Origin of the sequence: Enterobacter sp. BIDMC92 (genome assembly GCF_001030225.1) — a bacterium.
Taxonomy (GTDB): Bacteria; Pseudomonadota; Gammaproteobacteria; order Enterobacterales; family Enterobacteriaceae; genus Enterobacter; species Enterobacter sichuanensis.
In genome coordinates this window covers 1,955,971-1,981,060 of the sequence record NZ_KQ087598.1, presented here as the reverse complement: position 1 = coordinate 1,981,060, position 25,090 = coordinate 1,955,971, and the positions used below count along the sequence as shown (strand labels likewise).

Sequence of the window (25,090 nt, the reverse complement as noted above, 5' to 3'; positions counted from 1 at the left end):
GTTTTACTCCTGTAGTGCGGAAGGGGTTGCCGGGCTGAGCTGCCCTGCTTCGGGTCTTACCTCACGTTTGCTGGCCAGCTCCCGGGCGATGGAGTCCACCAGCCGGCTGTTCAGTTTGTAGATGGCCAGCAGCGCGACCATGCAGAGGAACAGCGCGCAAGGGATAAGGGTGAACAGTGCGTTAATGGTCGAGAGCACGTGCGGTGTCTGGGCTGCCTCACCGGGTGCATAATCCACCATGCCCAGCACCCAGCCGACGACCGCCCCGCCCAGCGCCAGGCCAAATTTGATGGCAAACAGCGCGGTGGAGAACACCAGCCCGTCCAGGCGGCGGCCGCTGCGGTGCTCTTCGTAGTCCACCACATCGGAGAACATGGTCCACTGCAGCGGTGTGGTGAGGTTTTGCACAAAGCTGAAGACGATATTGAGGCCAAAGATGAGCCAGACCTGAGAAGGCGGCAGGAAGAAAATCAGCGCGCCGAAGATGACGAAGGAAATAATGGTCCACTGATAGGCGCGTACGCGGTCAAATTTCCCCAGCAGCCGTTCGGATAATAACGCGCCGCTTAAGGAGGCCACCATCCCGGAAACAATAAAGGCAAAAACCAGCTCCGGACGCAACAGCACATATTTCACGTAATACATCGTGGCGGAACCCCGCGTCACCACCGCCGTTAACAGTAAAATATTAAACAGGAACACAATACGCCATTGGCTGTTTCCGGCCAGCAGTTTTAAATCGGTGAACATGGATCCGGAGGTATCGTTGCGTGGAGAATAACGCTCGCGGGTCATCATGAAACAGCAGAAGAACAGTACAATCCCCAGCAGCCCCATCAGACTCATGGCATAGAAATAGCCTTTCTGCACGTTGCCCTGGCCTAACAAGGAGACCAGCGGCAGGGCAATTACCGTCACAATCAACCCGCCGATAAACGACAGGCCAAAGCGCCAGGACTGCAGGGAGTGACGCTCGCGCGGATCCAGCGTCAGCGCGCCCGGCATGGCGCAGTAAGGCACGTTAATCGCGGAGTAAATCAGGCTTAAAATAGCGTAGGTCACGCAGGCATACACGATTTTTGCCGTTGGCCCAACATCCGGGACATAGAACGTAATCAGGCAGCTCACGCCAAACGGAATGGCAAACCACAGCAGCCAGGGACGGAAACGACCGTGGCGCGTCCGGGTGCGATCCACCAGCGCGCCAATGCACGGGTCGACAAACGCATCGACCACACGCACCACTAAAAACATGGTGCCCATAACCGCGGCGGGCAAACCAAAAACGTCCGTATAGAAATAAGCGAGAAATAGCGTTGCCGTTTGCCAGACCAGCGCGCTGGCCATATCACCTAAGCCATAACCTATTTTATCTTTGGTACGCAATACAGAGGAGATTGTCATTGTTATTTGCCTTTTTATCAGGTTAAAACGTATTTCAACCAGTTGCGCATCTTCACCAGGGAAATGCGCAGTAAGGCTCAAGTATTAGCAACGCTTTGCGGGCTAACAATTGTCTAAATTAACAGACAAATTATGATATTTAGTTTTTTACTTTATTTGTGATGGGGAGCATATTCGGGCGAAAATAAAAAAGGCGAGGAGATATCTCCTCGCCTTTATCCGTTTTTTAGCGGTTACTTGTTCAGTTCCGCCAGGCTCAGCCAGGTTTGCACCACGGTGTCCGGGTTCAGGGACAGGCTATCAATCCCCTCTTCCATCAGCCATGCGGCAAAGTCTTCATGGTCAGATGGGCCCTGACCACAAATCCCGACGTATTTACCCTGCTTCTTCGCCGCGCGGATGGACATAGAGAGCAGCGCTTTCACTGCCTCGTTACGCTCATCGAACAGCTCAGAGACCACGCCGGAGTCGCGGTCCAGACCCAGCGTCAGCTGCGTCATGTCGTTCGAACCGATAGAGAAGCCATCGAAGTGCTCAAGGAACTGCTCAGCCAGCAGGGCGTTGGACGGAATTTCACACATCATGATGATCTTCAGCCCGTTCTCGCCGCGCTTCAGCCCCTGACGTGCCAGCTCGTCCACCACGGCTTTCGCCTGATCCACGGTACGCACGAACGGGATCATGATCTCGACGTTGGTCAGCCCCATGTCGTTGCGCACGCGTTTCACCGCCTCACACTCCAGCGCGAAGCAGTCGCGGAAGCTGTCGGATACGTAGCGTCCGGCTCCGCGGAAGCCCAGCATCGGGTTCTCTTCTTCTGGCTCGTAGCGCTCACCGCCCACCAGGTTGGCGTATTCGTTAGACTTAAAGTCAGACAGGCGCACAATCACGCGTTTCGGCCAGAACGCCGCGCCCAGCGTGGCGATCCCTTCGGTCAGACGGCCGACGTAGAACTCTTTCGGCGAGTCGTAGCCTTTCATCATCTCGCGGATTTCGTTCTGCAGTTTCGGATCCTGGTCGTCAAACTCCAGCAGCGCACGCGGGTGAACGCCAATCATACGGTTGATGATGAATTCCAGACGCGCCAGACCTACGCCTTCGTTCGGCAGGCAGGCGAAGTCAAACGCGCGGTCAGGGTTACCGACGTTCATCATGATCTTCAGCGGCAGGTCCGGCATGGTATCCACGCTGGAGCTCTTCACGCTGAAGTCGAGGATATCAGCATACACGTAGCCGGTATCGCCTTCGGCACAGGAGACGGTCACATTCTGTCCGTCTTTCATGCGCTCGGTAGCGTCACCGCAGCCGACAACCGCAGGAATACCCAGTTCACGCGCGATGATGGCAGCGTGACAGGTACGGCCACCGCGGTTGGTAACGATAGCCGCGGCTTTCTTCATGATCGGCTCCCAGTCCGGGTCGGTCATGTCGGTTACCAGCACGTCGCCAGGCTCAATACGGTTCATTTCGCTGATGTCGTGGATCACTTTCACCGGACCGGCACCGATACGGTGACCAATCGCACGGCCTTCCGCCACGATTTTGCCCTGCGCGTGCAGCGTATAACGCTCCATTACCTGGCCGCGAGAACGGACGGTTTCCGGGCGCGCCTGCACGATAAACAGCTTGCCGGTGTTACCGTCTTTCGCCCATTCGATGTCCATCGGACGACCGTAGTGTTTTTCGATCTGCACCGCCTGCTTCGCCAGCTCCTGCACTTCAGCGTCGGTCAGGGAGAAGCGATCGCGCTGCTCCTGCGGCACATCTTCAATTTTCACCTGCTTGCCATGCTCCTGCGTCGGGGCATAGATCATGCGGATTTTTTTCGAGCCCATGGTGCGGCGCACCACCGCCGGGCGGCCAGCGGCCAGCGTCGGCTTGTGAACGTAGAATTCGTCAGGGTTAACCGCCCCCTGCACCACCATCTCACCGAGACCCCATGCGGAGGTGATAAACACCACCTGGTCGAAGCCGGATTCGGTATCAATGGAGAACATGACGCCGGAGGAACCGACATCCGAGCGCACCATGCGCTGAACGCCAGCGGAAAGCGCGACGCCACGGTGGTCATAGCCCTGATGCACGCGATAGGAGATGGCACGGTCGTTAAACAGGGACGCAAAGACATGTTTCACCGCCACCAGCACGGCGTCATATCCCTGAACGTTCAGGAAGGTTTCCTGCTGCCCGGCAAACGAGGCGTCCGGCATATCTTCTGCGGTAGCAGAAGAGCGCACGGCAAAAGAGGCCTGCGCGTCATCAGCAGAGAGCTGGTTGTACGCGTCGTGAATGGCTTTTTCCAGTTCCGGCTGGAAAGGTGTGTCGATGATCCACTGGCGGATCTGCGCCCCGGCTTTCGCAAGCTCGGTAACGTCATCAATATCCGTTTTATCCAGCAGGTCGTAAATGCGCTGGTTAACACCGCTCTGGTCTAAAAACAGGTTAAAGGCATCGGCGGTGGTGGCAAACCCGTTCGGTACGGAGACACCCATACCTGACAGATTTGTAATCATTTCACCCAGGGAGGCATTTTTGCCCCCAACTCTGTCTACATCATTCATGCCGAGTTGGTTATACCAAAGCACCAGCGGTGACGAGCCATTGTTGGACATCGAAACAATCCTTTTGTGATATTTGATCGGAGTAAGTAACGCCTGACTACGTATTTATAGTGGCATATTTATTTCCGCTAAAAAAACGGTGAATCGTGTAAGCAATTTAAATTTTCAACTTTTCGGATACTTTCCCATCAACGATTAACCCGATGATTCCTCTATATTCAGCCAGAAACCCCAAAAATAAAGTCGCTATTTGAAAAATGAAATCCACTTTTCAGGAAAATCAAAAACGGCGTTTCATTCATAATTAGGATAAGTTCTTTGCTGTATAAATTACTTTTTTAATTTATGCTTTCAGACAATTACGTATGATATTCAGGGTGGGTAAAATGGATAGTGCTGTCGATCGCCACGTTTTTTATATTTCTGATGGGACGGCGATCACCGCCGAGGTGCTGGGCCACGCGGTGATGTCGCAGTTCCCCGTTTCGATTAACAGCATCACGCTGCCGTTTGTCGAAAATGAGAGCCGCGCCAAAGCGGTGAAAGACCAGATTGACGCCATCTATCAGCAGACCGGCGTCCGCCCGCTGGTGTTTTACTCGATTGTGATCCCCGAGATTCGCTCGATCATTTTGCAAAGTGAAGGCTTCTGTCAGGATATCGTGCAGGCACTGGTGGCCCCGCTGCAAAGCGAACTGAAGCTCGACCCGACGCCCATCGCCCACCGTACCCACGGGCTTAATCCCGGTAACCTGACCAAGTACGATGCCCGTATCGCCGCCATTGATTACACGCTGGCGCACGACGACGGTATCTCTCTGCGTAATCTCGACCAGGCGCAGGTGATCCTCCTGGGCGTGTCGCGCTGCGGCAAAACCCCGACCAGCCTCTATCTGGCGATGCAGTTCGGTATTCGCGCCGCCAACTACCCGTTTATTGCTGACGACATGGATAACCTGGTGCTGCCCGCCGCCCTGAAGCCGCTGCAGCACAAGCTGTTTGGCCTGACCATCAACCCGGAACGCCTCGCCGCCATCCGCGAAGAGCGCCGTGAAAATAGCCGCTACGCCTCGATGCGCCAGTGCCGAATGGAAGTCTCCGAAGTGGAAGCGCTGTACCGTAAAAACCAGATCCCGTGGCTGAACAGCACCAACTATTCGGTAGAAGAGATCGCCACCAAAATTCTCGACATCATGGGGCTTAACCGCCGCATGTACTAATATGCTAGTACATTAACTCAGATTCAGGTATCATCATCGGCAACCACGGGGCGGTGTCGCCCCGAACTTGAAATCAGCAGGGATTGGTTTAAGGTGATGCCCATCACTTCCCGGTAGTCTGCCGATGAAGCAAAAATTTTCTGAGACATTCCATGAATAAAACCGATGAACTCCGCACTGCGCGCATTGACAGCCTGGTTACGCCGGCTGAACTGGCACAGCGGCATCCCGTTTCCGCCACCGTTGCGGAACATGTGACGGCCTCCCGTCGACGCATTGAAAAAATCCTCAATGGTGAAGACCCGCGTCTTCTGGTGGTGATTGGGCCGTGCTCCATCCACGATCTGGATGCGGCGATGGATTATGCCAAACGGCTGCAGGGGCTGCGGGATAAGTACCAGCATCGCCTTGAGATCGTGATGCGAACCTACTTTGAAAAACCGCGCACTGTGGTGGGCTGGAAAGGCCTGATTTCCGACCCTGACCTGAACGGCAGCTATCGTGTGAATCACGGTATTGAGCTGGCGCGTAAGCTGCTGTTACAGGTCAACGAGCTGGGCGTGCCGACGGCAACCGAGTTTCTCGATATGGTGACCGGGCAGTTTATCGCTGACCTGATCAGCTGGGGCGCGATTGGCGCGCGCACCACCGAGAGCCAAATCCACCGCGAGATGGCTTCTGCCCTCTCCTGTCCGGTGGGCTTTAAAAACGGTACCGATGGTAACACCCGTATCGCGGTGGATGCCATCCGCGCGGCCCGTGCCAGCCATATGTTCCTGTCACCGGACAAGAGCGGCCACATGACCATTTACCAGACCAGCGGTAACCCGTACGGCCATATCATCATGCGCGGCGGCAAGAAGCCCAATTACCATGCAGAAGATATTGCGGCGGCCTGCGAGTCGCTGGCCGAGTTCGACCTGCCGGAACATCTGGTGGTAGATTTCAGCCACGGCAACTGCCAGAAACAGCATCGCCGCCAGCTGGATGTGTGCGATGAGATCTGCCAGCAGATCCGCAGCGGTTCAACCGCTATCGCCGGCATTATGGCCGAAAGTTTCATCAAGGAAGGGACGCAGAAGATCGTTGCCGGACAGCAGATGGTTTACGGGCAGTCCATCACCGACCCGTGCCTGGGCTGGGAAGACAGTGAACTGCTGCTGGAGAAGCTGGCTGCAGCCGTGGACACTCGCTTTTAACATCCTGCCGGGTGGCGCTGCGCTTACCCGGCCTACGATTTGTGCCCTTCTCCCTCTCCCCGTGGGTGTACGGTCCGGGGACATGGTAGACAGGTGTTCGGGGACATGGTGAACACTTTTTAACATCCTTTACCCATGGTGATCGACTTTTTCTTCAGGTCGATCACCCCCACTTTCGTGCTGTACCACCACACTTCATAGCAGCCATCCTCCTGCGTCTCCTTCAGTCCGACCCGCTCTCCCCTGAACGCTTTACCCGCGCTCAGACTTACCCCTTTAACGCTCAGCTTTCCGCTGATATCCACTTTCCTGACCATCACGCCCTCGTCGTATTCCGGGGGCGTTGTGTTGCCGCTGTACCGTCGCGATGACGGCTGATACCGCGAGCCCGGTACCGCCATATCCAGCGCCTCATGCGGGCGTTCAAGGTTATAGACCGTCCGCCAGTGGTCGAAGGCGCGCTGCAGTTCACCGCTGTCCGCGAACCACTTCCCCTGCAGCACTTCCGCCTTCAGGCTGCGGTGAAAACGCTCCAGCTTGCCCTGCGTCTGCGGATGATACGGCCGGGAGTGCCCCACCCGGATACCCTGGCGCATCAGCCACAGCTCCAGTGCCGTCCAGGTGCCGGTGGTGTCTCCCCACGGTGAGCCGTTATCCATCGTCATCCTGTCCGGCAGGCCGTAGCGTTCAAACACGCTGACCAGCTGCTGCTGCACGGTCTCTCGACGTTCATCGTTACAGTGCACCAGGCACAGGGAAAAACGGGAGTGGTCGTCCAGCAAAGTGAGCGGATGGCAGCGGCCACCGCCAAAGGGAAAGTGGCCCTTAAAATCCATCTGCCAGAGCCGGTTGGGCGCGTCATGTTCGAACCGTCCCGTGGCGGGAATGCCCGGTGAAGTGCCCGGCAGCAGGCCGTGACGGGCCATCAGGGTATGAACGGTGCTGAAGGCGGGCATGGTGTGCCCCTGGTCTTCCAGCCAGCGTTTAATCTTGCGGGCTCCCCAGCGTTGATGACGGTCATGGGCCATGCGCAGCAGGGCAGTGATGTCGTCAGATGAGCGGTTCGGGGAATGGTGCGGTATGCGCGGGCGGTCCTGAAGGCCGGAGGCCCCTTCCTCCGCCCAGCGACGAAGCCACTTGTAGCCGGTGGCAGGTGAAATGCCGAAGCGACGGCAGAGGGAACGGATGTTCGCCCCGTCCTGCGAGGCGAACAAAACAAACTCGGTACGTAATGACATGGTATCTCTCGCATCCCAGGGCATAAGCGACTCCATAAACGGATTCTTATGCCTTAGTTGTAAGTGTCTACCATGTCCCCGAACAAGCGTTCACTATGTCCCCGGACCGTACATGGGAGAGGGTCGGGGTGAGGGCATCAAACCGCACTTCACCTCCAAAGTTGATCCCCTCACTCTTTTTTCACAAAAACGCTTGCTGTGAATTTGCAGTTTATTGATAATGATTATCATTGTTACATTGATTGTTATTTATAAACATTATGTCACGTACGGATAACAGCGCGGCAACGCCAGCAAAAACACACACAGCGCCAGCCCCTACCGAGCGCAGGATTGACAGTAAAACACTGCTCGGCGATGAGGGGCGGGTCATTATCGAGCATGACGGCCAGCGCTACCTTCTGCGCCAGACCCATGCCGGAAAATTGATCCTCACAAAATAAACAACACAAAAACGACGCCAGCCACCCAGGTGAACCCCAGGCAGCCAGCGCTTTTCAATGCTTATGGAGAGTTGCTATGCCACACCTGCCTTCCGCATCTTTACGACCGTCACTTCTGGCGCTGGCGATCGTCAGCGCCCTGCCGGGCATCGCTTTTGCCGCCACAGATGAAATGACCGTGATCGCCACGGGTAACGCCCGCAGCGCCTTTGAAGCCCCCATGATGGTGAGCGTGATTGACGCCAGCGCCCCGGAGAAACAGACCGCCAGCTCGGCGGCCGACCTGCTGCGTAACATCCCCGGTCTGACGCTGGACGGCACCGGGCGCACCAATGGGCAGGACGTGAACCTGCGCGGCTATGACCGTCGCGGCGTGCTGGTGCTGGTGGACGGCGTGCGCCAGGGAACCGATACCGGACACCTGAACAGCACCTTCCTCGACCCGGCGCTGATTAAACGTATCGAAGTGGTTCGCGGTCCGTCGGCCCTGCTGTACGGCAGCGGCGCGCTGGGCGGCGTGATTTCGTATGACACCGTCGATGCGAAGGATCTGCTGGAGCCGGGTAAAAGCAGCGGTTACCGCGTGTTTGGTACCGGCGCGACGGACGATCGTAGCCTTGGCATGGGGGCCAGCGCCTACGGCCGCACCGACACGCTGGACGGGCTGGTGTCCTGGTCCAGCCGCGATCGCGGAGATATTCGCCAGAGCGACGGTGCAACGGCGCCTAACGACGAATCCATCAATAACATGCTGGCGAAAGGCAGCTGGAAAATCGACCCGGCCCAGACCCTGAGCGGCTCCCTGCGCTACTACAACAACGCTGCCCGGGAGCCGAAAAACCCGCAAACCCCCGGGGCGAACAGCAGTAACCCGATGACCGATCGCTCCACCATTCAGCGTGACGCGCAGCTGGGCTATAACATTGCCCCGGCGGGTAACGACTGGCTGAACGCCGACGCGAAAATTTACTGGTCCGAAGCGCGCATTAACGCACAGAATATCGACAGCAGCGGTGAGTTTCGCAAACAGACCACCAAAGGCGGCAAAGTGGAAAACCGCACGCGCCTGTTCAGCGACACCTTTGCGGCACATCTGCTGACCTACGGTGGGGAATACTACCGTCAGGAGCAGCACCCGGGCGGGGCCACCACCGGTTTCCCGGAAGCGAAAATCGATTTCAGCTCTGGCTGGTTGCAGGATGAAATTACCCTTCGCGATCTTCCCGTCACCCTCCTTGGCGGCACACGCTATGACAATTACCGCGGCAGCAGCGATGGCTACGACGATGTCGATGCCGATAAATGGTCATCCCGCGCCGGGTTAACCATCAGCCCGACTGACTGGCTGATGCTGTTTGGCTCTTACGCGCAGGCGTTCCGCGCGCCCACCATGGGCGAGATGTATAACGACGCCAAACACTTCTCCATCGGCAGTTTCTATACCAACTACTGGGTGCCCAACCCGAACCTGCGCCCGGAAACCAACGAAACGCAGGAGTTTGGTTTTGGCCTGCGCTTCGACGATCTGCTGCTTGCCAACGATGCGCTGGAGTTCAAAGCCAGCTATTTCGACACCAAAGCTAAAGACTACATCTCCACCACCGTCGATTTTGCGGCGGCGACCACCATGTCCTATAACGTCCCGAACGCCAAAATCTGGGGCTGGGACATGATGGCAACGTACTCGGCCGACCTCTTTAACCTTGACCTGGCCTATAACCGCACGCGCGGGAAAGACACCGATACGGGCGAATCCATCTCCAGCATCAACCCGGACACCGTCACCAGCAAGCTGGACATTCCGGTGGCGCAAAGCGGTTTCTCCGTCGGCTGGATTGGCACCTTTGTCGATCGCTCAACGCATATCAGCAGCAGCTACAGCCAGCAGCCAGGCTATGCGGTCAACGATTTCTACGTGAGCTACAAAGGCCAGGAGCGGCTCAAAGGCGTAACCACAACGCTGGTGCTGGGCAACGCCTTTGACAAAGCGTACTGGTCACCTCAGGGCATTCCGCAGGACGGCCGTAACGGCAAGATTTTCGTAAGTTATCAGTGGTAATTCCCGTCGGGGCCACTCTTCAGAAGGAAAAGACAATGAATCACTACACACGCTGGCTTGAGCTCAAAGAAGATAATCCGGAAAAGTACGCACGCGATATCGCCGGCTTAATGCACATCAGCGAAGCAGAGCTGGCCTTTGCCCGCGTGGGTCACGACGCCTGGCGACTGCGCGGTGAAATCCGCGAGATCCTGGGCGCGCTGGAAGCGGTGGGCGAAACCAAATGTATCTGCCGTAACGACTATGCCGTACATGAACAGACAGGGAGCTTCACCAACCAGCACCTGAACGGACACGCCGGGCTGGTGCTTAACCCGCGCGCGCTGGATCTGCGCCTGTTCCTCAACCAGTGGGCAAGCGCATTTCACATCAGTGAAGCCACCGCCCGCGGCGAGCGGCAGAGCATTCAGTTCTTCGACCACCAGGGCGATGCCCTGCTGAAGGTCTACGCCACGGAGAACACCGACGTTTCCGCCTGGGGCGACATGCTGACCCGCTTTATCTTTGCCGAGAATCCCCCGCTGGGGTTACAGGTGGCCGATCGCCCGGCCCACGCTGAACAGCCGGAAGCCGCGCGCGTGGATGCCGAGTGGCGCGCCATGACCGATGTGCATCAGTTCTTCAGCCTGCTCAAGCGCCATAACCTCAGCCGCCAGCAGGCGTTTCGCCTGGTGGGGGACGATCTGGCCTGCAGGGTAGCGAACACCGCGCTGGCGCAGCTGCTGGAAGCGGCGCGCCGGGACGGGAACGACATCATGATCTTCGTCGGCAACCGCGGCTGCGTGCAGATCTTCACCGGTGCGGTGGAAAAGCTGGTGCCGATGAAAGGCTGGCTGAACATCTTTAACCCAACCTTTACCCTGCATCTGCTTGAAGGATCCATTGCGGAAACGTGGGTCACGCGCAAACCAACGGCAGACGGGCATGTCACCAGCCTGGAGCTGTTTGCCGCCGACGGGACGCAAATCGCCCAGCTGTACGGCCAGCGTACCGAAGGCGAGCCGGAGCAGAGCCGGTGGCGCAGCCAGATTGACGCCTTAACGGCGAAAGGGCTGGCCGCATGAAACGGTGGTTTGCCCTGATCGGCGCCCTGCCCCTGCTGGCGTTTGCTGCGCCGCAGGAGAAAATCGTCACGCTCGGCGGCGACGTCACCGAGATTGTCTACGCCCTCGGTGCGGCTTCTTCGCTGGTGGCGCGCGACAGCACCAGCCAGTGGCCTCAGGCGGCGAATGCGCTGCCTGACGTAGGCTATCTGCGCCAGCTCAACGCGGAAGGGATCTTATCCCTGCGCCCCACGCTGGTGCTGGCCAGTGCTCAGGCGCAGCCGTCTCTGGCGCTAAAGCAGGTTGAACAAAGCCACGTCAGGGTGATCGAAATTCCCGCCAGTAACGACCTGAGCGTCATTGATGAAAAGGTGCGGATCGTGGCGGAAGCAACGCACCGCGAGGCCGAGGGGGAAGCCCTGCGCAACAGGCTGCGTCAGGCGCTGTCGACACTTCCCGCATCGCCGCTCAACAAGCGGGTGCTGTTTATTCTCAACCACGGCGGGATGACCGCCATGGCTGCCGGACAACAGACCGCCGCCGATGCCGCTATCCGCGCGGCGGGACTGCAGAACGCGATGCAGGGGTTCAGCCGCTATCAGCCGCTGTCTCAGGAAGGCATCATCGCCAGCCGGCCCGATCTGGTGGTGATTTCCTCGGCCGGCATCACCGCCCTGGGCGGTGAAGCGAACCTGTGGAAGCTGCCCGGCCTGGCGCAAACCCCGGCAGGACGAAACAAGCAGGTGCTGGCGATTGACGATATGGCGCTACTGGGCTTCAGCCTGCGAACGCCAGAGGCCATCCAGCAGCTGCGCAGCAAAGCGGAGCAGCTGCCCTGATGTCCCGGCGGATCACCTTTTCGTTATGGATGCTGACCGCGATCCTGGCCATCATCACCCTCGCGGCAACCGGGGTCGGGGCATTACACCTGCCGGTCAGCCTGCTGTGGAACGGCACAGACGAAGCGCTGCGTCAGATCTGGCTGACGATCCGCCTGCCTCGCGTGCTGCTGGCGCTGGCGATCGGCGGTTCACTGGCAGTGGCGGGCTGCGTGATGCAGGGGCTGTTTCGCAACCCGCTGGCAGACCCGGGCCTGCTCGGCATCAGCAGCGGCGCGGCACTTGCCGTCGCGCTGTGGGTGGTGCTTCCCCTCTCGCTGCCTGCCCTGGTGATGCTGTATGCCCCGATGCTGGCGGCGTTTCTCGGTGCGCTGGCCGCCACTCTGGTGATTTTTCTCCTCAGCCGACAGCGTGACGGTTCTTTGTCGCGCCTGCTGCTGGTAGGTATTGCCATCAACGCCCTGTGCGGTGCGGCCGTCGGCGTGCTGTCATGGCTCAGCAATGATACCCAGCTTCGCCAGCTTTCGCTCTGGGGAATGGGCAGCCTCGGCCAGGCGCAGTGGTCGACGCTGCTGGCCGTCGCGTCGCTGATGATACCCACCGTACTGGTTATCTGGCGTATGGCAGGCGCCCTTAATTTGCTGCAACTGGGTGACGAAGAGGCGCACTACCTCGGCGTGGACGTCGCCAGCGTGCAGCGGATCCTGCTGCTGTGCAGTGCCCTTCTGGTGGCTGCCGCCGTTGCGGTCAGCGGCATTATCGGCTTTGTCGGCCTGGTGGTGCCGCACCTGGTGCGCATGTGGCTGGGAGCCGACCACCGCGCCGTACTCCCTGGTTCGGTGCTGGCCGGAGCGTTGTTATTGCTGGTTGCCGATACGCTGGCGCGCAGCGTGGTCGCTCCGGCGGAAATGCCGGTCGGCTTATTGACCAGCCTTCTCGGCGCACCGGGGTTTCTGTGGCTTATCTTTCGTCGTGGAGGTGCGCATGGCTGAACGCTATTGTGGCGAAAACCTTGTTTTTCGCGTCGGGCAACGGACGCTGATTAACGACGTGTCGCTGACCTTATCTCAGGGCGAGATGGTGGCGTTGATTGGCCCCAACGGCGCCGGGAAATCCACGCTATTGCGGCTGCTTACCGGCTATCTTAAACCGGCTGGCGGACAATGCAGCCTGGCGGGCACGCCGATCGCCGCCTGGCAGCCGGAGACGCTCTCCCGCTACCGGGCGGTGATGCGTCAGAACACGCAGATTGGATTTGACTGGCCGGTTGAAGCAGTAATCGGCATGGGCCGCGCGCCCTGGACCCGCACGCCTGAAGCCTCGGTAGTAGAAGCGGTGATGTTCGTTACCGGGTGTTTACCGCTGGCGGGCAGGCAGTTTGCCGCACTTTCCGGTGGCGAGCAGCAGCGCATCCAGCTCGCCCGCGCGCTGGCTCAGCTCTGGTGCGACGGTGCGCCACGCGGCTGGCTGTTTCTGGATGAACCCACGTCTGCGCTGGATCTCTTCCACCAGCAGCATCTGCTGCGCCTGCTGAAATCCCTGACCCGTCGGGGACATCTGCACGTGTGCGTGGTGCTGCATGACCTTAATCTGGCGGCGCTGTGGGCGGATCGCATCCTGCTGCTGCACGGCGGAAAAATCGTGTCCCAGGGGAAACCGGAAACCGTTTTGCAGGCCGATGCGCTGGCAAAATGGTACGGCGCGCAGGTCCACGTTGGCCGGCATCCGGCTCACGCCGCGCCGCAGGTATTTCTCGCCCCCTGACCCGGCTGATAAAAATCTTTCAGGGTTTCCAGCAGGGCATGCGCTGCTTTAGAAAGCTGCGTGTGCCCGGGATGGATCACCCCGATACACTTTTCAATGGGCGGGCTGTCCAGCGGAATACACACCGCCCCTAATGAGGCCATCTGGGTCTCGCACAGCGCCGGTACGGCACTGCCGCCCAGCCCGCTCGCGACCATGCGCCCAACCGTCACCAGTTGATGGCTCTCCAGGGCGACCTCCAGTTTTCTGCCGCTTCGCGCCAGCTCCTCTTCCATCATCAGACGCACCGCAGAGGGACGCTGCAGGGTAATGAAATCCAGCGTCAGCAGCGCGTCCCATGTCAGGCGCTTTTTGCCTGCAAGCGCAGAATCTTTCGGCACAATGGCAATAAACCGGTCGAGGCCCAGCGGTGTAAACAGCAGGTTGTGCGTTGGCGCAGGCTCGAATGCGATCCCCATCTCCACGCGCCCTTCCCGGACCATCTCTATCACCTGCTCGTTAATCACATCATGCACGGTGACGTTGATCCCGGCGTGGCGGTCGCGAAACGCTTTTAGCACCTCGGGTAAGACATTCGCCGCAAACGACGGCATGGCCGCGACCGAGATTTTACCGCGCTGCAGGGTAAAGCACTGGTGCATGGCCTCTTCGACGTTATCCCAGTCCGCCAGCAGCTGCCGCGCCATCGGCAAAAAAGTCTCCCCTTCCTGCGTCAGGGCCACCTTGCGCGTACTGCGCTGAAGAAGCGGTCCGCCCAGCGCGTCCTCCAGCCCTTTTATCGTCAGGCTCAGGGCTGGCTGAGAGAGATTCAGCCGTTCGCTGGCGTGCGCGAAATTCAGAGTGTGAGCTACCGCTAAAAACGCGCGTAACTGTTTGACACTCATTCTCATTTTTCATCCTGTTAACTAATTGAAAAAATTTAGTTAACAGGAAATTAATAAAAAAACCAAATGAGTGGGTCACAAATTCAAAATTAACAAATGAGTCGCCACCCCTAATGATACCGGCACGGTTAACGGGAGGGATGAGTATGGCAGGACTGGATAAGCGCGTCGGCAGCTATGCGCAGGCGCTGGATGGGCTGACGGACGGGATGACCTTGCTGGCGGGCGGCTTCGGCCTGTGCGGCATTCCGGAGAACCTGATTGCCGAAGTCAGACGCCGGCAGGTGCAGGGGCTGACTGTGGTCTCAAACAACTGCGGCGTGGATGGCTTCGGTCTCGGGCTCCTGCTTGAGACGCGGCAGGTTCGCAAGGTAGTGGCCTCTTACGTCGGCGAAAACGCGCTGTTCGAGCAGCAGGTGCTGAGCGGCGAGCTGGAGGTGGAACTCACGCCGCAGGGGACGCTGGCCGAAAAGGTGCGCGCAGGCGGCGCCGGGATCCCCGCGTTTTACACCGCGACCGGCTATGGCACGCCTGTGGCTGCAGGCAAAGAGGTGCGCCAGTTTGCGGGTAAACATTACATCCTCGAAGAAGCCATTACGGGGGATTTCGCGCTCATCAAAGGCTGGAAGGCGGACTGGTACGGCAACGTTATCTATCGCCATACCGCGCAAAACTTTAATCCGCTGATGGCAACCGCGGGCCGGATAACGGTGGTGGAGGTGGAAGAGATTGTTCCGCCAGGTGAACTGCCTCCGTCGGCTATTCATACGCCGGGCATTTACGTCGACAGGCTGATTGTCGGCCAGTTTGAAAAACGCATTGAGCAGCGCACGCTGCGCGCGCAAGGAGTGTGACGATGTTGACCCGTGAACAGATGGCCATGCGCGTGGCCCGCGAGCTGCGCGACGGTTACTACGTCAACCTGGGGATCGGCATTCCGACGCTGGTGGCGAACTACATTCCCGCCGGGATGGACGTGATGCTCCAGTCGGAAAACGGTCTGCTGGGGATGGGCGCCTTCCCCGATGAGCAGAGCCTCGACGCCGACATGATCAACGCCGGTAAACAGACCGTCACCGCACGGACAGGGGCCGCCATTTTTGACTCAGCGCAGTCGTTTGCCATGATCCGCGGCGGTCATGTCGACCTGACCGTGCTGGGTGCCTTTGAAGTGGACGTTGAGGGCAGCATCGCCTCGTGGATGATCCCCGGAAAAATGGTGAAGGGGATGGGCGGCGCGATGGATCTCGTCGCCGGGGCGCAGAACATCATTGTGGTGATGACCCACGCCTCAAAAAGCGGTGAGTCAAAGCTGCTGCCGCGCTGCACGCTGCCGCTCACGGGCGTGGGCTGCATCCGTCGGGTGTTAACCGACCTCGCGCTGCTGGAAATTGAGGACGGCGCGTTCATCCTGCGGGAGTATGCCCCCGGCGTCAGTATTGACGAGATCGTGGCGAAAACGGCCGGGAAAATCATTGTGGCGGACGACGTGCGCGAGATGCGCTTTAGCTGAGGGCTTCGGATGAAACAGGTCATGATTGTCGGGGCAACGCGTACCCCTGTCGGCAGTTTTCGCGGATCGCTCGCCTCCCTCTCTGCGGTTGAGCTGGGGGCTGTCGCGGTACGTCACCTGCTTGAGAGCAGCGGTCTTGATAAAGGGAAGATTGACGACGTGATTTTCGGTCAGGTGCTGACGGCGGGATGTGGACAAAACCCGGCGCGTCAGACGGCCATCGCCGCCGGGTTACCCGTCAGCACGCCAGCGACAACGGTCAATCTGGTGTGCGGCGCGGGCCTGAAAGCGGTGCAACTCGCCGCGCAGGCGATCCGCAGCGGCGACGCCGGGGTAGTTATCGCAGGCGGTCAGGAGAGCATGAGCAACGCCCCCTATCTGCTGGACGGGGCGCGGTCAGGTTTGCGGTTTGGCCATACGGGTCTGCAGGACAGCATGATTACCGATGGTTTGTGGGATGCATTCAACGATTACCACATGGGTATCACCGCTGAAAACGTTGCCCGGCAGTACGGTATTTCCCGCGAACAGCAGGATGATTTCGCCGCCCGGTCGCAGCAAAAAGTGGCGGCCGCCATTGCGTCCGGTCGGTTTGACGCCGAGATAGCGCCAGTCACGGTGAAAGAGGGCAAAAAGCCACCGCGGGTTATTCGTTGTGATGAACAGCCCCGACCAGAGACCACCGCTGAGCAGCTTGCGCAACTGCGCCCCGCATTTTTACGCGAGGAAGGCACGGTCACGGCGGGAAATGCTTCGACGCTCAATGACGGTGCCGCTGCGGTACTGCTGATGAGCGAAGAAAATGCGCGGCAGAGCGGACTGCCGATCCTCGGTCGCATTGTGAGTTACGCCGTGACGGGGGTTGACCCGTCGGTGATGGGCATCGGTCCGGTGAGCGCCTGCCAGACGGCGCTGGCGCGGGCGGGCTGGACGCTGGATGAGGTGGATCTCATTGAAGCCAATGAAGCCTTTGCCGCGCAGGCGCTGGCGGTGGGCAAGCAGCTCGGCTGGGATGAGCGCAAGGTGAATGTAAACGGCGGCGCGATTGCTCTTGGTCATCCGATTGGCGCCTCCGGCTGCCGCATCCTCGTGACGCTGCTGTACGAAATGCAGCGCCGCGACGTTAAAAAAGGGCTCGTTACCCTGTGCATAGGCGGCGGACAAGGCATCGCCCTGACCGTCGAGCGTTAAGCCTCTCGTTGGTACCCGAATAATAATTAAAGTGAGGAGTCGTAATGAGTGTGTTAATTGCCCTGGCGGCGCTGGCACTGCTGATGCTGGCGGCCTATCGCGGATACAGCGTGATTTTGTTTGCCCCGATTGCGGCGCTCGGCGCCGTGCTGCTGACCGATCCTGGCGCCGTCGGCCCGACGTTTACCGGGCTGTTTATGGAAAAAATGGTCGGCTTCGTCAAGCTGTACTTCCCGGTGTTCCTGCTGGGTGCCGTGTTTGGCAAGCTGATTGAACTTTCCGGCTTCTCGCGCGCTATCGTCGCCGCAGCGATTCGGATCCTCGGGCGGCGTCACGCCATCCCGGTGATTGTCCTGGTGTGCGCGCTGTTAACCTACGGCGGCGTATCGCTGTTTGTGGTGGCGTTTGCGGTTTATCCCTTTGCCGCCGAGCTGTTCCGCCAGAGCGGCATCCCGAAACGGCTGCTCCCGGCCACCGTGGCGCTCGGGGCATTCTCGTTTACCATGGATGCCCTGCCCGGTACGCCGCAGATCCAGAACATTATCCCCACCAGTTTTTTTGGCACAAACGCCTGGGCCGCGCCGTGGCTGGGGCTGATTGGTTCGCTGTTTATTATCTGTTTTGGTCTGCTCTGGCTGGAGCGCCAGCGCCGCAAAGCGCTCCAGAACAACGAGGGGTACGGCACAGATCTGAAAAATGAACCGGAAACGCCGGACGACATTAACCTTCCTCACCCGCTGATTGCCCTCTCTCCTCTGCTGCTGGTCGGGATCCTCAACCTGCTGCTTACCCGCTGGATCCCCGGCTGGTACGGCACCAGCCACGAGCTGACCCTGCCCGGACTGGCAAAGCCGATTGTGACCGAGGTAAGTAAGATCACCGCCATCTGGGCCGTGGAAGCGGCGCTGATCGCCGGTATCGTGCTGGTGCTGGTTTTTGGCTTTCGCAATATCCGCGGACGTCTGGCGGAAGGCAGCCGCACGGCGGTCAGCGGGGCCATTCTGGCCGCGATGAATACCGCCTCGGAATACGGTTTTGGCGCGGTGATAGCCGCCCTGCCCGGTTTTCTGGTGTTATCCCACGCGCTGGCGGCCATTCCAAATCCGTTACTCAATGAAGCCATCAGCGTGACCGTTCTCGCAGGGATCACCGGTTCGGCGTCCGGCGGTATGAGCATTGCTCTCGCGGCCATGGCCGACACGTTTGTTGCCGCCGCCCACGCGGCCCATATTCCTCTTGAGGTGCTGCATCGCGTAGCCTCCATGGCCAGCGGCGGGATGGATACCCTTCCCCATAACGGCGCGGTGATCACCTTACTGGCGATCACCGGTCTGAGCCATCGTCAGGCCTACGGCGGCATTTTCGCTATCACTATCATTAAAAGTCTGGCAGTGCTTTTTGTCATTGCCGTGTTCTATCTGACCGGCATTGTGTAAGGAGAAAAAGATGAATCTGAACGGTAAAACCGCACTGGTGACCGGCTCAACCAGCGGCATTGGCCTGGGGATCGCCCGGGGACTGGCGAAAGCCGGGGCACAATTAATTCTTAACGGCTTCGGTGACAGCGAAGCGGCGCGCGCAGAGATCGCGCAACTGGGCAAAAAACCGGGCTATCACGATGCGGACCTGCGTGATGTCCTGCAGATTGAAGCCATGATGCGCTACGCCGAAACGCAGTTTGGCGGGGTGGATATTCTGGTCAATAACGCCGGGATTCAGCATGTGGCTCCGGTTGAGGCGTTTCCGGTTGAAAAATGGAATGACATTATCGCCATTAATCTTTCCGCTGTGTTCCACACCAGCCGGTTGGCGCTGCCTGCCATGCGGGAGAAAAACTGGGGGCGCATCATTAATATCGCCTCCGTTCACGGCCTGGTGGCCTCAAAAGAGAAGTCAGCCTACGTTGCTGCCAAGCATGGGGTGGTGGGTTTTACGAAGTCACTGGCACTGGAAACCGCGCGCACCGGTATTACCGCAAATGCGCTCTGCCCCGGTTGGGTACTGACTCCGCTGGTGCAACAGCAGATCGACAAACGTATTGCCCAGGGCGTCGCGCCGGATCTGGCGCGCGACCAGCTTCTGAGCGAGAAACAACCTTCCGGGGAGTTTGTTACCCCGGAACAGCTGGGTGAGTTGACGCTGTTTTTATGTAGCGACAGCGCCGTTAACGTTCGCGGCGCAGCGTGGAATATGGATGGCGGCTGGGTCGCTCAGTAATATCCAGGCCGGGTAGAGTAGCGCCACCCGGCAAAAGACTAGCTTGAGCAGCTGACCTCCAGCCGCTTGCCCCAGTCAGGGGGGCGGCTGACGTAATCATCATCCCGGTCGGCAAACGGCGTGCGCAACGCCACATGCAGACGGTGTAACTCAGCGTATTCCCCCTGCTCTGCCTGCTCAATCGCCCGCTGCGCCAGCCAGTTGCGCAACACCATCGCCGGGTTCGCCGCGTTCATCTGCCTCTGGCGGGTAGCGTCATCCACCTGCTCCTGCTGAAGCCGCGTGCGGTACTGAGTAAACCAGTCGTCAAACGCCTGTCGGTCGATAAATTCATCACGCAGCGGCGAGGCAGGACTGCGCTGCTCCGTCTGGCCCAGCATGCGGAAGGTACGGGTATAATCGCTGCCCTCACGCGCCATAAGGGTAAACAGACCATTCAGGATATCGTTATCGCCTTTCTCCTGGGTCATCAGCCCCAGCTTGTTGCGCATCAGCGTGCCGTATTCGCGCAGCAATGTCTCCTGATAGCCATCAAGCGCATCATTGAGGGCATCCACGTCGATAAACGGCGACAGGGATTGCGCAAGACGCTGCAGATTCCACAGACCCACAGCCGGTTGATTGTCAAAGCTGTAGCGCCCCTGGTAGTCGGAGTGGTTGCAGATATACCCCGGCTGATAATCATCGAGGAAACCAAACGGACCGTAATCGAAGGTCAGCCCGAGGATCGACATGTTGTCCGTATTCATGACGCCATGGGCAAAGCCCACCGTTTGCCAGCGTGCGATCATCGTGGCCGTGCGGGCCACCACATCCCTGAACCAGAGAACGTATTTATCCGCCTCGTCCTGCAAATGCGGCCAGTGGTGACGGATGGCAAAATCCGCAAGCTGGCGAACCTTGTCCGGCTCGCGGCGATAATAAAAGTGCTCAAAATGACCGAAGCGCAGATGGCTTTGCGCAATGCGCATCAGCATGGCCCCTTTTTCCATCGTTTCACGCGCGACCGGCGTATCGCTGGTGACAATCGACAGCGCACGGGTCGTTGGAATACCCAGCGCATGCATCGCTTCAGATGCCAGGCATTCACGAATCGTTGAACGCAGTACCGCGCGCCCGTCGCCCATGCGTGAATAGGGAGTCAGCCCTGCGCCTTTCAGGTGCCAGTCAACCGTCTCCCCGTTGGGAAGCTGTTGTTCGCCGAGCAGGATCCCCCTGCCGTCGCCCAGTTGACCCGCCCAGACGCCAAACTGATGCCCGCTGTAGACCTGAGCCAGGGGTTGCATCCCGGGGAGTAGCGTTTCGCCGCCCCAGACGCCAGCGCCGTCTGAACGCTGAAACAGCGCGGGTGGAATAGCCAGCTCGTCTGCCAGCCGATCGTTATGCCAGATGAGACGGGAATTTTGTAGCGGTGTCGGTTTGAGTGCGGTGTAAAAACCAGGCAACTCGTCATGCCAGTGAGCAGTAAAAGACAGGGTCATAAGTCCTCCTGCTTTTAGTGTAGAGGGTTTACCCGGTCTTAAACACGGGCGAAAGCAAGGGTTATCGCTGCTGAACCAGCGTGGTGACGTGTTCAGCAGAGACGGCAGGCCACAGCGCCCCCTGCATGGCACCAAAATTGAAGGACAGGACGCGCTGCAACAGGGCGTGATCGTCAATGCCCGAGACGATCACCGACTGGCAGTGCGGCGTGATTTGCCAGAGGATTGCGCGCATAAAGGGCTCAAAGGAGAGTTCCTGAGCACGCTGCTGAATGAATCCTTTATCGAGAATGACCCGTTTGAATAATCCATCATAGACCGCTTTGAGCGATGCTGCGCCTGCGCCAAAGTTTGCCAGGACCAACGGGAAATGGATCGCCATTCTTGCCAGCTGCAGATCGTCCTTTCCGTTATTTAAACCTGGATAATTCTCATTAACAGTAAACTCCAGAAACGGATAGCGCTCAAGAATTGAAACAGCGTTTCCATTACTTAATAAAAACTCAACAATTACAGGTGTAATATTGATCCATGCAATTAACTGATGCTGAATAAAAAACAGTTTACAGGTATCAAGCAATTGCAGTTTTTCGTTAAACAGCGCTAACTCTTCCGCCTCGGAAAGCCGCGGGATAACGAGTTCAGTAGGGATCCTCACTTCGCTGCCGACGCCAGTAAAGTTAACCAAAATGTCTAAACCTTTCAGCTCACCTGCGCTATTACGGGCAGGCTGAAGCAACAGTTCAGACTGGTAAGCATTATCTAGCGTAATAATCATTGCACTCGCCCCGCATTAAAGATGAGAGAGGACATCCTGGAGCAATTGCTGATACAATTCCACTGTCTTGATTTTAATAAGATTAATTTCATTAGTTCCGTATTAATTTTCAGATTTATCCCTGAATCTAAAATAATCTTATCCTGGTTGTAGAATAATAGCCAGTTTTAGATAAAACAGACACATGCGGGCTAAGCTAATTTTAGGTAAATTTAACTTTAATCATCTTATTTGAGAAAAAACGGCATGATTTATTAGTTACCCTGCCGTCATAAGAGGCGTCCGGCGGCGACTAAATACGTCGAGCCTGCCAAAAACTTTTACGCCAGTAAACATTATCCAGAGAAGAACGCATCACCCCGCGACTGGTCGACGCGTGAATAAACTGATTGTCTGTATCATATATCCCCACATGGAGACCGCTTTCACCCGACCCGGTTTTGAAGAAAACCAGATCCCCCGGCAGAAGATCGTCTTTATCAATTTCCGTACCGATTTCAGCCTGTTTACGCGTTTCGCGCGGCAGCTGTAAATCAAACTTATCGCGAAACGTCATCAGCACAAAGCCGGAACAATCCACCCCGCCACGGCTCATGCCGCCGTAGCGATAAGGCGTGCCGCGCCAGTTGCTCAGCTGATCGTTAAGGCTGGCAATGACGGTGATCGAATCTGAAAGCCGTGGGTTAGGCGGCGGAGCACGATGGCTACTGCATCCCGCAAGAAAGAGTGCAGCCATCAGGAGAAACCAGAATCGCATTTCAGACGAATCCTCTGCTTTTTTTGTTCTTTTCGTAATTTAGCGTGCAAGTGTGTGAACAGGCAAGAAACGGTTACTCCTGCCCGGTAGAAATCAGCATCTTATGTCCCTCTATATCCAGCCTGCGGAACGCCATATTGTACGCGCGGGCAAGATTGGGTGGCGTGAGAACCTGATCCCGCGTCCCGCTGGCGATCATGTTTCCCTTCGACAGCAACCATACCCGGTGGGCATGACGCAAGGTATGGTTGAGGTCATGACTGCTCATTACCACGGCGATGCCTTTTCGGCTCAGGGTGCTTAGCAGCGTATCCAGTGCCGCCTGCTGCGCCACATCCAGACCGCTCATCGGTTCATCAAGCAGCAGCAGCCGCCCGTGAGGATTACCGGCCGGGTGGATCTGCACGATTGCGGCCGCCAGACGCACCCGCTGCCACTCTCCACCCGAAAGCTGCCTGGCTTGACGAGCCAGTTTATCTTCCAGCCCCAGGGCGGCAGCCACGTCCGTCAGCAGCGCCGTATGGTGTTTATCATGCAAATGCAGCGTCAGGTAGTGCCAGACAGGCATCGCAAAGGGCGGTGTCTGCTGCTGCACAAGGTAACTGCGCCGGTGCGCCAGCGAGACTGGCGTCCAGTCGGTGAGGGGATGCCCCAGCAGCGTTACCTGCCCTTCACCACCAACCAGGCCTGCCATCCGCGCCAGCAGCGTGCTCTTGCCCGCGCCGTTCGGCCCGACAAGATGCAGAATTTCACCCGCATTGACGGTACCGGTTACCGGCGCCAGACGTCCCTTTTCGGCTACGTCCGTGAGCTGCATCAGCAGTGACATTATTTCGCCAGCGCCAGCTTGATAGATTCCATCACAATCGGATCCTCAGGCGTCATATCCGGTGAAAAACGTTGCACCACTTGGCCATCACGACCAATCAGGAATTTTTCGAAGTTCCACAGAATGTCATCCGGGTAGAGCGGCGCGCGGCCTTTGCTGGCCATACGTTCATAAAAACCGCTTCCTTCCGGCGCAACGGCTTTCGGTGCGGCAGCGATCAGCTTCGCGTACAGCGGATGACGATGTTCACCGTTGACATCAATTTTGCTGAACAGCGGGAACGTGACGCCGTAGGTGGTGCTACAGAACGTTTTAATTTCCTCTTCGCTGCCCGGCTCCTGGCCCAGGAACTGGTTGCACGGGAACCCCAGCACGGTGAATCCGTCCTTCTCCCAGGCCTTCTGAATGTTCTCCAGCTGCTCGTACTGCGGCGTCAGGCCACATTTGGATGCCACGTTGACGATAAGCAACACGTTGCCTTTGTAGCCTTCCAGCGTGGTGTTATCGCCATCAATGGTGGTCACTTCAGTATTCAGGATATCTGACTGCATAGCATTCCCTCAGGTTGTCTTACGGGTATCGTGATTTAACGTCCAGCTTTTAATAGTAGCCAGATAAAGACCGGCGCGCCCAGCGTGGCGGTCACCACGCCAATGGGCAACTCTGCGGCTGTCAGGGCAAGCCGGGCGATGATATCGGCCACCAGCAGCGTGACGGCCCCGGCAACAGCCGAGGCCGGAAGCAAGGTTCGGTGGTCAGTGAGGCCACACAGGCGCAGCATGTGCGGGATCACCAGCCCAATAAAACCAATTGCCCCCGCGAGGGCGACGCTGACGCCGACCAGCCAGCCAATGGCAATGACCAGCACATTACGCCAGAACCCAATCGGCATACCGAGCTGACGGGCAGAGGTTTCACCCAGCGCGAGCATATTCAGCGGCTGCGCCTGCAGGGCAACCCACACGATAACCGGCACCAACAGCACCATAAGCCAGCCCTGGTGCCAGTCAACGCCGCCAAAGCCGCCCATCATCCAGTACATGAGCTGTCGCAGGTCAAAGGAGGTTGAGAAGTAGACGGCCCAGGTCATCAGCGCGCTGCAGATAATCCCGAGCGCCACGCCGGCAAGCAGCAGACGGCTGGTCGATAAGTGCCGTCTGGCGAAGCGAAGCAGGATGACCGTGATCAGTAATGCGCCGAGAATGGCGCTCAGGCTAATACTCCACCCGGAGAGCTCTCCCCCACCTAGCATCACCGCGGCAATCAGCCCCACGCCAGCCCCGTTCGAGACGCCGAGCAGCCCCGGTTCCGCCAGCGGGTTATCAAATAACGCCTGCATAATGGTGCCGCCCAGCGCCAGCGCGGCCCCCACCAGCATCACCGCGACGGTGCGCGGCAGACGAATTTGCCAGACAAAGAGTTGTCCGTCTGGCCCCCACCAGCTCTCAGGCCCTATCCACCTGTCACCGGCACAGAGGCTAACCCCTGCGGCGACAATGAGCAGCAGCACCAGTAAAAGCAGGCGACGTTGATCGGAACGGTGCTGGCGATGGGCGTAATCAAGCATGGAGTCGGTTTTATTTGCGAGAGATATCATTGATTTTACGGCGGGTTTGCCAGGGAGCGCAAAGAAAAAAGGCCGCATGGGCGGCCTTTTTAGTTAGTTCATA

23 protein-coding genes are annotated in these 25,090 nt (G+C 58.3%); 13 read left to right on the top strand and 10 right to left on the bottom strand.

The window, feature by feature from the left end; genetic code table 11:
• Positions 1 to 3: 3 nt before the first annotated feature.
• Together SP99_RS09170 and ppsA are read right to left on the bottom strand one after the other, a co-directional pair.
• Positions 4 to 1,404 carry an MFS transporter gene (locus tag SP99_RS09170; RefSeq protein WP_047958348.1) on the bottom strand — a complete coding sequence of 467 codons (1,401 nt, stop codon included), beginning with the start codon at positions 1,402 to 1,404 and terminating at the stop codon, positions 4 to 6.
• 233 nt (positions 1,405 to 1,637) lie between these two features.
• Positions 1,638 to 4,016 (bottom strand): phosphoenolpyruvate synthase, encoded by a 2,379-nt coding sequence (gene ppsA, locus SP99_RS09165; protein WP_047958347.1) that lies wholly within the window; start codon positions 4,014 to 4,016, stop codon positions 1,638 to 1,640.
• 335 nt (positions 4,017 to 4,351) lie between these two features.
• On the opposite strand from ppsA, the gene ppsR reads away from it, so the two are divergent.
• Both ppsR and aroH read left to right on the top strand, forming a co-directional pair.
• Entirely contained in the window at positions 4,352 to 5,185 is an 834-nt protein-coding gene (ppsR, locus tag SP99_RS09160; RefSeq protein ID WP_023311315.1) for a posphoenolpyruvate synthetase regulatory kinase/phosphorylase PpsR, read from the top strand.
• A gap of 152 nt (positions 5,186 to 5,337) precedes the next feature.
• Entirely contained in the window at positions 5,338 to 6,384 is a 1,047-nt protein-coding gene (gene aroH / locus SP99_RS09155) for a 3-deoxy-7-phosphoheptulonate synthase AroH (RefSeq protein WP_025757322.1), read from the top strand.
• A 119-nt stretch (positions 6,385 to 6,503) separates the two neighbouring features.
• Here aroH and SP99_RS09150 read toward each other — a convergent pair whose 3' ends face one another.
• Positions 6,504 to 7,646, bottom strand: coding sequence for an IS481 family transposase (locus tag SP99_RS09150; protein WP_047958346.1), 1,143 nt, complete (start codon positions 7,644 to 7,646; stop codon positions 6,504 to 6,506).
• Positions 7,647 to 7,882: 236 nt separating this feature from the next.
• On the opposite strand from SP99_RS09150, the gene hemP reads away from it, so the two are divergent.
• The 6 genes from hemP (at position 7,883) to SP99_RS09125 (ending at position 13,770) form a co-directional block, all read left to right on the top strand.
• Positions 7,883 to 8,065, top strand: a complete 183-nt coding sequence (gene hemP, locus SP99_RS23105; RefSeq protein WP_025757323.1) for a hemin uptake protein HemP — start codon at positions 7,883 to 7,885, stop codon at positions 8,063 to 8,065.
• Between the two features lie 76 nt (positions 8,066 to 8,141).
• A complete protein-coding gene (locus tag SP99_RS09145) occupies positions 8,142 to 10,124 on the top strand; it encodes a TonB-dependent hemoglobin/transferrin/lactoferrin family receptor (protein WP_047958345.1) in 1,983 nt (660 codons plus the stop codon).
• A gap of 35 nt (positions 10,125 to 10,159) precedes the next feature.
• Positions 10,160 to 11,188, top strand: coding sequence for a hemin-degrading factor (locus tag SP99_RS09140; protein ID WP_047958344.1), 1,029 nt, complete (start codon positions 10,160 to 10,162; stop codon positions 11,186 to 11,188).
• Positions 11,185 to 12,006: a heme/hemin ABC transporter substrate-binding protein gene (locus tag SP99_RS09135; protein WP_047958343.1), complete on the top strand. Its 822-nt coding sequence runs from the start codon at positions 11,185 to 11,187 to the stop codon at positions 12,004 to 12,006. The genes SP99_RS09140 and SP99_RS09135 overlap by 4 nt, the downstream gene beginning before the upstream one ends.
• Positions 12,006 to 12,998 (top strand): FecCD family ABC transporter permease, encoded by a 993-nt coding sequence (locus SP99_RS09130; protein WP_047958342.1) that lies wholly within the window; start codon positions 12,006 to 12,008, stop codon positions 12,996 to 12,998. Before SP99_RS09135 ends, SP99_RS09130 begins: the two co-directional genes overlap by 1 nt.
• On the top strand, positions 12,991 to 13,770 hold the full coding sequence (locus SP99_RS09125) for a heme ABC transporter ATP-binding protein (RefSeq protein ID WP_047958341.1): 780 nt from the start codon (positions 12,991 to 12,993) through the stop codon (positions 13,768 to 13,770). Before SP99_RS09130 ends, SP99_RS09125 begins: the two co-directional genes overlap by 8 nt.
• On the opposite strand, the gene SP99_RS09120 is transcribed toward SP99_RS09125, so the two are convergent.
• Entirely contained in the window at positions 13,737 to 14,660 is a 924-nt protein-coding gene (locus SP99_RS09120; protein WP_032672463.1) for a LysR family transcriptional regulator, read from the bottom strand. The genes SP99_RS09125 and SP99_RS09120 overlap by 34 nt on opposite strands.
• A gap of 140 nt (positions 14,661 to 14,800) precedes the next feature.
• Between SP99_RS09120 and SP99_RS09115 the strand changes: the two genes are divergently transcribed.
• From SP99_RS09115 to SP99_RS09095, 5 genes are read left to right on the top strand one after another with little or no spacing between them, the layout of a single operon-like run.
• Positions 14,801 to 15,508, top strand: a complete 708-nt coding sequence (locus SP99_RS09115) for a CoA transferase subunit A (RefSeq protein ID WP_047958340.1) — start codon at positions 14,801 to 14,803, stop codon at positions 15,506 to 15,508.
• 2 nt (positions 15,509 to 15,510) lie between these two features.
• Positions 15,511 to 16,167 carry a CoA transferase subunit B gene (locus SP99_RS09110; RefSeq protein WP_045285286.1) on the top strand — a complete coding sequence of 219 codons (657 nt, stop codon included), beginning with the start codon at positions 15,511 to 15,513 and terminating at the stop codon, positions 16,165 to 16,167.
• 9 nt (positions 16,168 to 16,176) lie between these two features.
• Complete coding sequence (locus SP99_RS09105) at positions 16,177 to 17,358, top strand: acetyl-CoA C-acetyltransferase (RefSeq protein ID WP_047958339.1); 1,182 nt, start codon at positions 16,177 to 16,179, stop codon at positions 17,356 to 17,358.
• Between the two features lie 44 nt (positions 17,359 to 17,402).
• Complete coding sequence (locus SP99_RS09100; RefSeq protein ID WP_047958338.1) at positions 17,403 to 18,794, top strand: GntP family permease; 1,392 nt, start codon at positions 17,403 to 17,405, stop codon at positions 18,792 to 18,794.
• Positions 18,795 to 18,804: 10 nt separating this feature from the next.
• Entirely contained in the window at positions 18,805 to 19,575 is a 771-nt protein-coding gene (locus SP99_RS09095) for a 3-hydroxybutyrate dehydrogenase (protein ID WP_047958337.1), read from the top strand.
• 38 nt (positions 19,576 to 19,613) lie between these two features.
• Here the strand turns inward: SP99_RS09095 and selO are convergent, their stop codons facing one another.
• The 6 genes from selO to btuC all read right to left on the bottom strand — a co-directional run bounded on the left by selO (position 19,614) and on the right by btuC (position 24,987).
• On the bottom strand, positions 19,614 to 21,056 hold the full coding sequence (selO, locus tag SP99_RS09090; protein ID WP_047958336.1) for a protein adenylyltransferase SelO: 1,443 nt from the start codon (positions 21,054 to 21,056) through the stop codon (positions 19,614 to 19,616).
• Positions 21,057 to 21,117: 61 nt separating this feature from the next.
• Positions 21,118 to 21,834 (bottom strand): EAL domain-containing protein, encoded by a 717-nt coding sequence (locus SP99_RS09085; RefSeq protein WP_047958335.1) that lies wholly within the window; start codon positions 21,832 to 21,834, stop codon positions 21,118 to 21,120.
• A gap of 292 nt (positions 21,835 to 22,126) precedes the next feature.
• Positions 22,127 to 22,591, bottom strand: a complete 465-nt coding sequence (locus SP99_RS09080) for an NlpC/P60 family protein (RefSeq protein ID WP_025757337.1) — start codon at positions 22,589 to 22,591, stop codon at positions 22,127 to 22,129.
• A 73-nt stretch (positions 22,592 to 22,664) separates the two neighbouring features.
• The gene (btuD, locus tag SP99_RS09075) at positions 22,665 to 23,420 is read right to left on the bottom strand and encodes a vitamin B12 ABC transporter ATP-binding protein BtuD (protein WP_047958334.1); all 756 of its coding nucleotides are present in this window, start codon (positions 23,418 to 23,420) and stop codon (positions 22,665 to 22,667) included.
• Positions 23,420 to 23,971 (bottom strand): glutathione peroxidase, encoded by a 552-nt coding sequence (locus SP99_RS09070; RefSeq protein WP_025757339.1) that lies wholly within the window; start codon positions 23,969 to 23,971, stop codon positions 23,420 to 23,422. The genes btuD and SP99_RS09070 overlap by 1 nt, the downstream gene beginning before the upstream one ends.
• Positions 23,972 to 24,006: 35 nt before the next feature.
• A complete protein-coding gene (gene btuC, locus SP99_RS09065; RefSeq protein WP_176472011.1) occupies positions 24,007 to 24,987 on the bottom strand; it encodes a vitamin B12 ABC transporter permease BtuC in 981 nt (326 codons plus the stop codon).
• Positions 24,988 to 25,090 lie beyond the last annotated feature (103 nt).

Bases quoted from the DNA above. Each gene is read 5' to 3' on its own strand.
- SP99_RS09170 (WP_047958348.1), bottom strand. From the start codon at position 1,404: ATGACAATCTCCTCTGTATTGCGTACCAAAGATAAAATAGGTTATGGC.
- ppsA (WP_047958347.1), bottom strand. From the start codon at position 4,016: ATGTCCAACAATGGCTCGTCACCGCTGGTGCTTTGGTATAACCAACTC.
- ppsR (WP_023311315.1), top strand. From the start codon at position 4,352: ATGGATAGTGCTGTCGATCGCCACGTTTTTTATATTTCTGATGGGACG.
- aroH (WP_025757322.1), top strand. From the start codon at position 5,338: ATGAATAAAACCGATGAACTCCGCACTGCGCGCATTGACAGCCTGGTT.
- SP99_RS09150 (WP_047958346.1), bottom strand. From the start codon at position 7,646: ATGCCCTGGGATGCGAGAGATACCATGTCATTACGTACCGAGTTTGTT.
- hemP (WP_025757323.1), top strand. From the start codon at position 7,883: ATGTCACGTACGGATAACAGCGCGGCAACGCCAGCAAAAACACACACA.
- SP99_RS09145 (WP_047958345.1), top strand. From the start codon at position 8,142: ATGCCACACCTGCCTTCCGCATCTTTACGACCGTCACTTCTGGCGCTG.
- SP99_RS09140 (WP_047958344.1), top strand. From the start codon at position 10,160: ATGAATCACTACACACGCTGGCTTGAGCTCAAAGAAGATAATCCGGAA.
- SP99_RS09135 (WP_047958343.1), top strand. From the start codon at position 11,185: ATGAAACGGTGGTTTGCCCTGATCGGCGCCCTGCCCCTGCTGGCGTTT.
- SP99_RS09130 (WP_047958342.1), top strand. From the start codon at position 12,006: ATGTCCCGGCGGATCACCTTTTCGTTATGGATGCTGACCGCGATCCTG.
- SP99_RS09125 (WP_047958341.1), top strand. From the start codon at position 12,991: ATGGCTGAACGCTATTGTGGCGAAAACCTTGTTTTTCGCGTCGGGCAA.
- SP99_RS09120 (WP_032672463.1), bottom strand. From the start codon at position 14,660: ATGAGAATGAGTGTCAAACAGTTACGCGCGTTTTTAGCGGTAGCTCAC.
- SP99_RS09115 (WP_047958340.1), top strand. From the start codon at position 14,801: ATGGCAGGACTGGATAAGCGCGTCGGCAGCTATGCGCAGGCGCTGGAT.
- SP99_RS09110 (WP_045285286.1), top strand. From the start codon at position 15,511: ATGTTGACCCGTGAACAGATGGCCATGCGCGTGGCCCGCGAGCTGCGC.
- SP99_RS09105 (WP_047958339.1), top strand. From the start codon at position 16,177: ATGAAACAGGTCATGATTGTCGGGGCAACGCGTACCCCTGTCGGCAGT.
- SP99_RS09100 (WP_047958338.1), top strand. From the start codon at position 17,403: ATGAGTGTGTTAATTGCCCTGGCGGCGCTGGCACTGCTGATGCTGGCG.
- SP99_RS09095 (WP_047958337.1), top strand. From the start codon at position 18,805: ATGAATCTGAACGGTAAAACCGCACTGGTGACCGGCTCAACCAGCGGC.
- selO (WP_047958336.1), bottom strand. From the start codon at position 21,056: ATGACCCTGTCTTTTACTGCTCACTGGCATGACGAGTTGCCTGGTTTT.
- SP99_RS09085 (WP_047958335.1), bottom strand. From the start codon at position 21,834: ATGATTATTACGCTAGATAATGCTTACCAGTCTGAACTGTTGCTTCAG.
- SP99_RS09080 (WP_025757337.1), bottom strand. From the start codon at position 22,591: ATGCGATTCTGGTTTCTCCTGATGGCTGCACTCTTTCTTGCGGGATGC.
- btuD (WP_047958334.1), bottom strand. From the start codon at position 23,420: ATGTCACTGCTGATGCAGCTCACGGACGTAGCCGAAAAGGGACGTCTG.
- SP99_RS09070 (WP_025757339.1), bottom strand. From the start codon at position 23,971: ATGCAGTCAGATATCCTGAATACTGAAGTGACCACCATTGATGGCGAT.
- btuC (WP_176472011.1), bottom strand. From the start codon at position 24,987: ATGCTTGATTACGCCCATCGCCAGCACCGTTCCGATCAACGTCGCCTG.